Annotated in this window: 1 protein-coding gene; it reads left to right on the top strand. The window is 69.9% G+C overall.

Annotated elements, in window-relative coordinates; genetic code table 11:
• Positions 1 to 195 precede the first annotated feature (195 nt).
• Positions 196 to 452, top strand: a 257-nt coding sequence (locus RM572_RS29235; RefSeq protein WP_311676366.1) for a hypothetical protein, incomplete at its 3' end; no start/stop codon positions are given.

Here is a 452-nt window from a genome sequence, read left to right on the forward strand (position 1 = left end):
GGCCGGTATTGACCACAGCACGACATCGGGCAGGTTCGGCTCCATGCGAGCACCGTAGGGCCGCCGGTCGGTGAGGGCTAGAGGTTGTTACCCACAAGTATGCGAGACCTGCTGTCAGCAGTCTTTGGCACCTTCCGCCAAGGCGCCGGGCCGTAGGATTTCCGGAACGCGTGTCGCCGAGGGGGAGGAACGCACGTGTCCGGTACGGAAGTTGCGCTGATTCGGCTGGCCACGACGGTGGCCGGAGCGGCGGCGAAGGCCCTGCTGACCCCGAGGCCGGGCGCGGGCCTGGTGACGGACCCGGTCCGCCCGCTCCCCCGCCCGCCGAAGCCGGACCGCTTGGCGAAGGTACTCGCGCGCCGCATGTCGGAGTCGTACGCGGACCTCCCCGAGCACGAACGGCTGGCCGCGCTCACCTCCGTACAGGACACGTTCGCGGCCAGCCGTTCGTG

Origin of the sequence: Streptomyces hazeniae (assembly GCF_031845485.1) — a bacterium.
GTDB lineage: Bacteria > Actinomycetota > Actinomycetes > Streptomycetales > Streptomycetaceae > Streptomyces > Streptomyces hazeniae.